This is a genomic window from Amycolatopsis dongchuanensis, assembly GCF_039542405.1.
Classification (GTDB): domain Bacteria; phylum Actinomycetota; class Actinomycetes; order Mycobacteriales; family Pseudonocardiaceae; genus Amycolatopsis_E; species Amycolatopsis_E sacchari.
In genome coordinates, this window is the sequence record NZ_BAABIB010000103.1 from 1 (window position 1) to 7409 (window position 7409).

Annotated in this window: 7 protein-coding genes; 4 read left to right on the top strand and 3 right to left on the bottom strand. The window is 62.6% G+C overall.

All coding sequences use genetic code 11. The annotated features are described in order from the left end of the window. Positions 1–27 precede the first annotated feature (27 nt). Complete coding sequence (locus tag ABFX51_RS27375) at positions 28–495, bottom strand: nuclear transport factor 2 family protein (protein ID WP_346055326.1); 468 nt, start codon at positions 493–495, stop codon at positions 28–30. A gap of 208 nt (positions 496–703) precedes the next feature. Here ABFX51_RS27375 and ABFX51_RS27380 point away from each other — a divergent pair, with 208 nt between their 5' ends. The 4 genes from ABFX51_RS27380 to ABFX51_RS27395 all read left to right on the top strand — a co-directional run bounded on the left by ABFX51_RS27380 (position 704) and on the right by ABFX51_RS27395 (position 5309). Continuing rightward, complete coding sequence (locus ABFX51_RS27380) at positions 704–1636, top strand: helix-turn-helix transcriptional regulator (RefSeq protein WP_281245257.1); 933 nt, start codon at positions 704–706, stop codon at positions 1634–1636. Between the two features lie 57 nt (positions 1637–1693). Further along, positions 1694–2794 (top strand): tyrosine-type recombinase/integrase, encoded by a 1101-nt coding sequence (locus tag ABFX51_RS27385; RefSeq protein WP_245783456.1) that lies wholly within the window; start codon positions 1694–1696, stop codon positions 2792–2794. A 618-nt stretch (positions 2795–3412) separates the two neighbouring features. After that, positions 3413–4342, top strand: a complete 930-nt coding sequence (locus tag ABFX51_RS27390; RefSeq protein WP_346055328.1) for a hypothetical protein — start codon at positions 3413–3415, stop codon at positions 4340–4342. Between the two features lie 82 nt (positions 4343–4424). Further along, the gene (locus ABFX51_RS27395) at positions 4425–5309 is read left to right on the top strand and encodes a phosphotransferase family protein (protein WP_346055329.1); all 885 of its coding nucleotides are present in this window, start codon (positions 4425–4427) and stop codon (positions 5307–5309) included. Here ABFX51_RS27395 and ABFX51_RS27400 read toward each other — a convergent pair. Both ABFX51_RS27400 and ABFX51_RS27405 read right to left on the bottom strand, forming a co-directional pair. Beyond that, positions 5269–6684 (bottom strand): NsdA family TPR-like regulatory protein, encoded by a 1416-nt coding sequence (locus ABFX51_RS27400; RefSeq protein WP_346055331.1) that lies wholly within the window; start codon positions 6682–6684, stop codon positions 5269–5271. The two genes, ABFX51_RS27395 and ABFX51_RS27400, sit on opposite strands and share 41 nt — an antisense overlap. 102 nt (positions 6685–6786) lie before the next feature. Continuing rightward, positions 6787–7134 carry a GntR family transcriptional regulator gene (locus ABFX51_RS27405; RefSeq protein WP_346055332.1) on the bottom strand — a complete coding sequence of 116 codons (348 nt, stop codon included), beginning with the start codon at positions 7132–7134 and terminating at the stop codon, positions 6787–6789. Positions 7135–7409 lie beyond the last annotated feature (275 nt).

Below are 7409 nucleotides of genomic sequence, written 5' to 3' on the forward strand. Positions count from 1 at the left end.
CCGGCATGCTCCGCATCCTCCCTGGGATCAGAGCCTGCACCGCACCCGGGGCGCATCAGCGTTGGCATGGAGCGTGTCGAGATACTCTCGCACTCTCCGGATCTTCCCGTCGATGACTTCACACGAGAACGCCACTCGATTCTCGTAAGTCTTGCCACTGCCGGAGACCCCTCGAGCGATGAACTCGACCACCACCTGGTCTCCTTCAGCGATAGCACTGAAGATCTCAACTTGGACGCCGCCGGGAACGGCTGCGTCGATCTTGCTGAGAACCTCGATCAGCTCCGCCTTGGAGTGCACCCCGGCCAGTGGGAACTCGGCGGGGTGGCCCCCGACTCGATATTCCAGATCCTCGTCCAGCCGATCCATCGCCCCCTGATGGTTGCCAGCCGAGAGATCGCTGTAGAAGTCCAGTACCAGCGCCTTGTTGTGCTGAGACACGTCGGCGATCACCTTCGGATCGAGTTCATTGAAGTCGATCTTGTCTTCGGTCATGTCCGGTTCATCCTTTTCGTACACCTGTGGTTGATCTTGCAATCCGCTGGGACGGCAGTCCCGGCGCGTCGGTCACGGCAGCCAGCACCCGTCGTGACAGTCTCGCGTCCTGGTCCGTACCAACCGATTGCCACAGTAGGCCGCGACCAGGTCAGATCCTGTCCTGATCCGATCCGAGGGAGCGTGTGTCATCAAGCCCTCCGCACGGCTGCTCCGGCTCTTGTCGACACTCGCGAGTCGGCCGTCCTGGACCAACCGCGAGCTCGCCGCGGAACTGCAGGTCACAGAGCGCACAGTGCGACGAGACATCGCCGGCCTCCGCGACCTTGGTTACAGCATCCAGTCGGACCCCGACCCCTGGGGCGGCTATCGGCTCGGTGGTGGCACCTCGCTGCCTCCGTTGCCCCTTGACGATGATGAGGCGCTCGCCGTCGTGGTGGCCTTGCAAGAGGCGGCGCTGTCCGGCTTGCTCGGGCATGACCGGGCCGCGTTCACTGCCCTGGCCAAGCTGCAACGCTTGCTCCCGCCACGAATGGCCGCACGGCTTGAGGGATTCCTCGGCATTGTCGTGCACACACCTCGCGTGGCCGAGGAACCGGTGACACCCGCGGTCCTCCTGACGCTGGCCACCGCCTGCCGTGCCCGAGAAGCACTTCGAATCACTTATCGTGACCGTCGGGAGAACTTGACTTCACGCGAAGTGGCCCCCTGGCAGTTGGTGCGAACACGCAACCGCTGGTACCTGGTCGCGCTCGACAACAGCAAGCACGAGTGGCGGACTTTTCGTGCCGATCGTGTCATCGAGGCGCAACTGACCGGACGGCTGGCGAACCTCGTTGAGCCCCCCGACGCCGCCCGCATGGTGTCCGAGATGCTGCTCGCCGAGTATCCGTTCTACGCCACCGTGCAGGCAGAAATCGACTTCGGTCGTGCCCAGCGCCTGGTGCCACCCGGTGCGGGCTCACTCGAACCCGACGGCGCCGAGCGAACGCTCATCACGTTCGGGGGCCATAGTCTTGAGGAGATCGCAGTTCGAGTTCTTCAACTGGGGACTCGTGTACGAATCATCGAGCCGGTAGAACTGAAAGGTGCACTTCACGCTTGGATGGGCACCGTGATCGCGGACGGCCCGGAGTCCTGAGCCCGCATCCATCGGTCGAATCGGGATGAGCATTTCTCGGTGACTTGTTGATCTTTGGTGAGCTTGGCGATTCATGGCGCGCCCGCCCTGCTGCGCACCGGGAAGGGGGCGCCGGAGCCGAAGGTGCTCCGGCGCGCCCTGACCGGATGGGCGTTCAACACCAAACGGCGAGACACCCCGAAACCGCCGGAGATTGAGCGGGCGCTGAAATGGGTCAAAGCGAATACGGTGTCGGTGTCGCGCCTGAACGACGAAGCCGTCCTGCGTGAAGTCCTGGAGCAGATTTCGCTGAAGCTGGATGGCAGGCAAGCTGCTGCCAAAACGGTGTACCGCAAGCGCGCTGTGCTCCACAACGCGTTGGACTACGCAGTCGAACTCAAGGCGCTCACCACGAACAGGCTGTCCACAGTGAAATGGACGATGCCGAAAACGGCGCGTGCCATCGATAAGCGGGTTGTCATCAATCATGACCAGGCCAAGGCCTTGCTGAGCGCGGTGGCGGCTCAGAAAGTGGCAGGACAGCCTCGTCGGTCGGCAGGCCCGGCGTTGGTGGCCTACTTCGCCTGCATGTACTACGCGGCTTTACGCCCGGAAGAGGCCGCGATGCTGCGGGAAGCGGATCTGGAGCTGCCGGACGAAGGATGGGGTGAGCTGCTGTTGTCGGAAACGGCGCCGGTCACCGGTGCGGCGTGGACCGACAACGGGGCGCGACGTGATCGACGGCAGCTCAAGCAGCGTGGTCGGGGAGAGGTCCGTGCTGTGCCTTGTCCGCCTCCGCTGACCGCGATCCTGCATGACCACCTCAGGGAGTTCGGTACGGCGGCAGACGGCCGCCTGTTCCGGAACCTGACCGGTGGTGATCTCTCTGAATCCACGGTCGGGCGGGTGTGGGACAGAGCGCGGAAGGCGGCGCTGAGCGAGGCGGAGTACCTCTCGCCGCTTGCCCGGCGCCCGTACGACCTCCGGCACGCGTGCGTATCCACCTGGCTGGCCGCAGGGGTCCCCTCGACCCAGTGCGCGGAGTGGGCCGGTCACTCGGTCGCGGTGTTGCACCAGATCTACGCGAAGGTGATCGCGGGGCTGGAGTCGGCGGTGCACGCGCGGATCGAGAGAGCGCTCGGTGTCGAGCCGGACCCGCCGGAACGTGGGGGCGAATAGGGGGGAAGCACCCGGATTCGGCCGGTCGGACCCGGAGGCAGCCGGAGAGCACAAGATCGGCCCCTCACCCTGTTCTCGCAGGTGAGGGGCCGATTCTGGCTGGTCTGGAGGAGTGCCCCCGGTGAGATTCGAACTCACACTGGACGGGTTTTGAACGGATTCGCAAACTGCTTGCTGACGTGCGCAAGTACCCCTCGTGATGGGCTTGGGGCCAGGTGGCGGCCACGGGCGTAGGTCTGGAGCCGCGCCGGGCCGCAGCGAGGTGGGGTTCCGCATGTCCTCCCCGCGTGTCGTCCTTGACCTGCCGCTTCGGGTTGCGCATCATCACAGTCATCCAAACTGGGTGGGCTATGAGCAGGGCGGCCCTGACCTGGCCGAATGCGCGTTCGCCCAGCGATGCGTCCCGTGGACTACGCTCCACCTGTGCCAGTGGAGCTTGTCTTTCCGGAGCCGGACGCCCCTTCCGAAGGGCCGTTTCGAAGCTCAGGCGAATGGTGTCGCCTTTCTGGTTCGACGGAAGCGCAGAACGCGCGGACTAAGATAAACAGGTGGTATCAGTCGCTCCCTTCTAACCGAATGGTTCTCAGTCGCCTTCAAGGGCGGGGCGAGATAAACTTCTTGCAGGCGCTGGATGAAATTTACTTGAACAGTAGATTTGAGGGCGGATTTGACGTCCGATATGAAGATGACGGCGAAGGGGGCCCGGATTTCCGGATCTATTCGGCTGGGGAGTACGTAGCTGCAATCGAGGTTCGCACGTTCTTTCAGAGCAAAGACTTCGAGGACGAAGTGGCTAGGAATGCGCGCTTGGTGGAAGGGATAAACTCTCGCGTGCGACCCACGAATTGGTGGGTATCGATTGAGATTGACGAAATGGCTGCGCAGCCCAAAATTAAGAAGATTTCAGAATGGCTTCGTCAAACCGTACTAGAGTTGGGTACTCCGCGCGATGGGGCGCAAGCGGGCGAGCATCCACGCCGAGTGTATGAAGACGATGGCGCTACGCTCTCCTTCCGATTCTTCCCTCGACTGCGGCGCGAACCTGCATCGGACGATGAACCCATAATTGTTATGGGTCCGTCCGTTTTTGGCTTTCCTAAAGATAGTGAGCGTTTGCGTGTAAGTCTCACGGGCAAGACTGGCGGAAAATACGATCTGCGCGACAAGCCATTCGCGGTAGCTGTTTGTTTTCGGGACGGTTCCTGTGGACTTTGGGACATTGTGAACGCCTTATATGGGGACAAAATGCTCGCAATTCCGCCGTCTGATTCTGACGCTGCACAATTGACGCGGGCTTCTAATGGGCTTTTTGCAATGTCAAGGGGAAACCCTGAAGGTAGGAATCGTCGCTTGAGCTGTGTTTTCGCGGTGATGCCCGCGTGGCATGCCCGCTCGGGCCGAGATCCGAAAGTTTATAGGTTCGATAACCCGTTCGCGCACTGTCAATTTCCGCCCACGATTTTGCGACCGGATAATTGGTTTATGGCGAAAGATGACGGCGCTAGCATTCAGATGGTCTGGGATAAGGAGCCGAACGACTTGGTGTAGACAGCCTGTGTCAATCAGGAAATCGAATATCGACACGTAGGCGATGAAAGTTTTAATGAAAGGGTAGTAGTTGCCTGAGGCAGTGGTGTTGACCGAGGAGTCTTCGCGTCAAGTTTTGAAGACAGTTTCTGCGCAGGCGGGTGTAGAAGCCGCGGCGGCGAAGTTGATCCGCATTGGCTCCAACGCTGTTTACCGGCTCAGTTCGCCTGTAATCGTTCGAATAAGCGCTGGCAGTGAGGCGTGGGAGAGTGCGAAGAGGCAGGTTGCTGTGGCTCGCTGGCTGGCTGAGGAGAACTACCCGGCAACCCGTGCCCTCGACCTTGATCAGCCGTTCGAAGTCGGTGGCTATGTCGCCACGCTTTGGGAGTCGGCATCGGAGCGGGAGGAGTATGCATCGGTCGCCCAGGTTGCGGACCTAATTAAGCGTCTACACCAGCTTGACGCTCCATCATCGCTAAGCCTGCCGAATCACGAACCGTTTGACAAGCTGGACGCACAGCTGGGAAACCTCCACAACATTGACCCGGTCGACGCTGACTTTTTGCACGCGCGTATCGACAACCTTCGTAGCCGATACGAGATGCTGGATTTTGTGCTCCGGCCCGGGGCGATCCATGGGGATGCCAATGTTGGAAACGTGATCTTGGATCGACATCGCACCCCGCTGCTTATTGATCTCGATAGCTTTGCCGTTGGACCTCGTGAGTGGGACCTGGTGCAGACGGCGCTGTTCTACGAGCGCTTCGGCTGGCACACCGAGGAGGAGTACCGCCAATTCGTCGAGGTCTACGGCTGGGACATCATGTCCTGGCCCGGCTACCCGGTACTCGCCGACTACCGTGAGGTCGCGATGACGCTCTGGCTAGCGCGAAAGGCCGGCACCGACGAACGTGCGGCCGCCGAGGTCCGCAAGCGGGTGGCTGCGATCAGGACCGGGGGAGACCGCCGCGACTGGGCACCGTTCTAGCGTCCTGTGGCCTCCAGAGGCGCGTGTGCGCGGCCTGCTCGATGAAGTCCGAAACCGCCCGGCTGTTGCCCAGCCGGGCGAGGCGCTGCTTGAACTCGTCGACGTAGGCCCCGCATCGGGCCGACTTGAGCTGTTCCCCGATCTGGAGCGCGCCGAGCGCGACCTCGCATGCCTGCTCTGCGTCGCCCTGGTCGAGGTAGGCGTCCGCGAGCACCATGGTGGCGAAAAAGTCGCTGCGAACGTAGCCGCTAGGGGAGGGGCCCAGCGATTGGGACGCGTAGGTGCTGGCGTCGACGGCCCGCCCCAGGTCCCGGTTGCAGTGACCCAGCTCGGCAGCCAGCTCAGCCTCGTTGAAGTATCCGAACCACTCTGCTGGGTCGGAGTCGGGGTTTCGACGCTCGAATTGGCTTACAGCCGCCGACATCGCGCGGTCGCACTCTGCGGCGTCGCCTAGGCGCGCAAGTGCTCGCGCTTCCATCGCGTAGAAGTGCGCGAGCGCCAGAGCTGATCCTGCGGTCTCGGTTCCCATCCTCGCCGCTCGCGCGAGGTTGGCGGCCTCTCGGAAGTTGCCGAGGAACGTCGCCTGGTGACTCATGGCGTCCAAGATGCTCGCGCCGAGCAAGCGGTCGCCGGTCGACTCGGCGAGTCGGAGCGCCTGAATGAAGTACCGCTGCGCCAGGCCGTGAAGGCCGGCGTCGTAGGACATCCAGGCTCCGAGCAGTGTCGCCTGGGCGGTGACACGGAAGAGGTCCCGGCCGATCTCGTCGGTGTACGTACCTTGCAGCACAGCCGCGACGTCCGTGCGAAGGAATTCCACGAGTGAACGCCGCGCGTGACCGCCGCCGTGTTGGCCGTCGAGGCGGTCGAACATCTCTGTGGTGCTACGAATCCCGAGGATGTCAGCAGGGCCGATGCGCCGCCTTCCGGTGCCGCTGATCAGGTCGTGTCGGGTGGAGACCAGCCAGGACAGCGATGCTTCGTTCCAGGCTGCGACATTGGCCGGCGCGCTCAGGAGTGTTGTCAGGCCGTCCAGATCGGCTTGCCATAGCCCGCCGAGGGTGCTGACTCCGTCCAACGCCTTGTCCGGATAAGAGAGCCCAAGGTCAGGGGAGACCTTCCGGCTACCACCGAAGCCCACCTCGTGTGGCTCGACCGGCCGGCCCAGGCGTTTGGCGAGCGCGTCGGTGATCGCCCGCCGTGTTTGCTCGTCACGCGGGATCATCCCGTCCAGCCAGCGGCGCACATAGGTGTGCGTGTACGTCCTACCGGCCTGCTCCCCAACAGCGCGTGCGAAAACCTTCAGTCCGACGGATCCATCCTCCCTGAGGAAGCCGGCCTGACGCATCAGAGCAGCCAGCTGCTCATTGCCCCCCATCTCACCTCCGACTGTGCCCCCAGTGTTCGAGTGTGCCCCCGAGTGTGCCCTGTTTCCGCTGGTCAATCGCGGCTTTCATAGAGGCATGGCACACAACACCGCTCACCGATCCGCCGCTTCGATGCGATCGAGACGCTTCTCCAGCGCGGCCACGGCGCTCCTGAGCTCGGCCAGAGCTTGCCGCACATCAGCCAGGGACAGGATCGGTGCTTCAGCCGGTGGTTCATCGGCGACATACACCCCGACCGAGGCGCGCGAGACCAGCCAGCCCTCTTGCTGAAGCAGCGCAACCGCGCGTTGAAGGGTTGGCAGCGAAACCGCGTGTTGCTCAGCCAGATCACGGTTGCTCGGCAAGCGGTCTCCAGGCTTCAACCGTCCGCTTGAGATCCCCTCCCGAAGTGCAGCAGCGACACGCTCGAACGGGGCCAAGCCCGCGGTTCCGTTGCCCATGGAAGCAAGTGTAGCCAACTGACCAGGGCTGACCAAAGCCCCACCCGGTTGGAGTAACGACATGCCGACCAAGTCTGACTATGGTCAGATTTGGTCGGACGGTGAACCTGCGGTCGCTCGATGCGATTGCAAGTAGCCGTCAACACCGAAAACTCAATCTCGCGATGCGATAGCTGCGAGCGGCACTCACGTGCCGTCAGGTGGTCGCCCTTACAACTCGTTTCAAAATGATCGGCGCGTCTGCTGGCCGTAGTTGATCAAGTGTGGGCATGCTG

Coding starts and splice junctions, on each gene's coding strand:
- ABFX51_RS27375 (WP_346055326.1), bottom strand. CDS start 495: ATGACCGAAGACAAGATCGACTTCAATGAACTCGATCCGAAGGTGATC.
- ABFX51_RS27400 (WP_346055331.1), bottom strand. CDS start 6,684: ATGGGGGGCAATGAGCAGCTGGCTGCTCTGATGCGTCAGGCCGGCTTC.
- ABFX51_RS27405 (WP_346055332.1), bottom strand. CDS start 7,134: ATGGGCAACGGAACCGCGGGCTTGGCCCCGTTCGAGCGTGTCGCTGCT.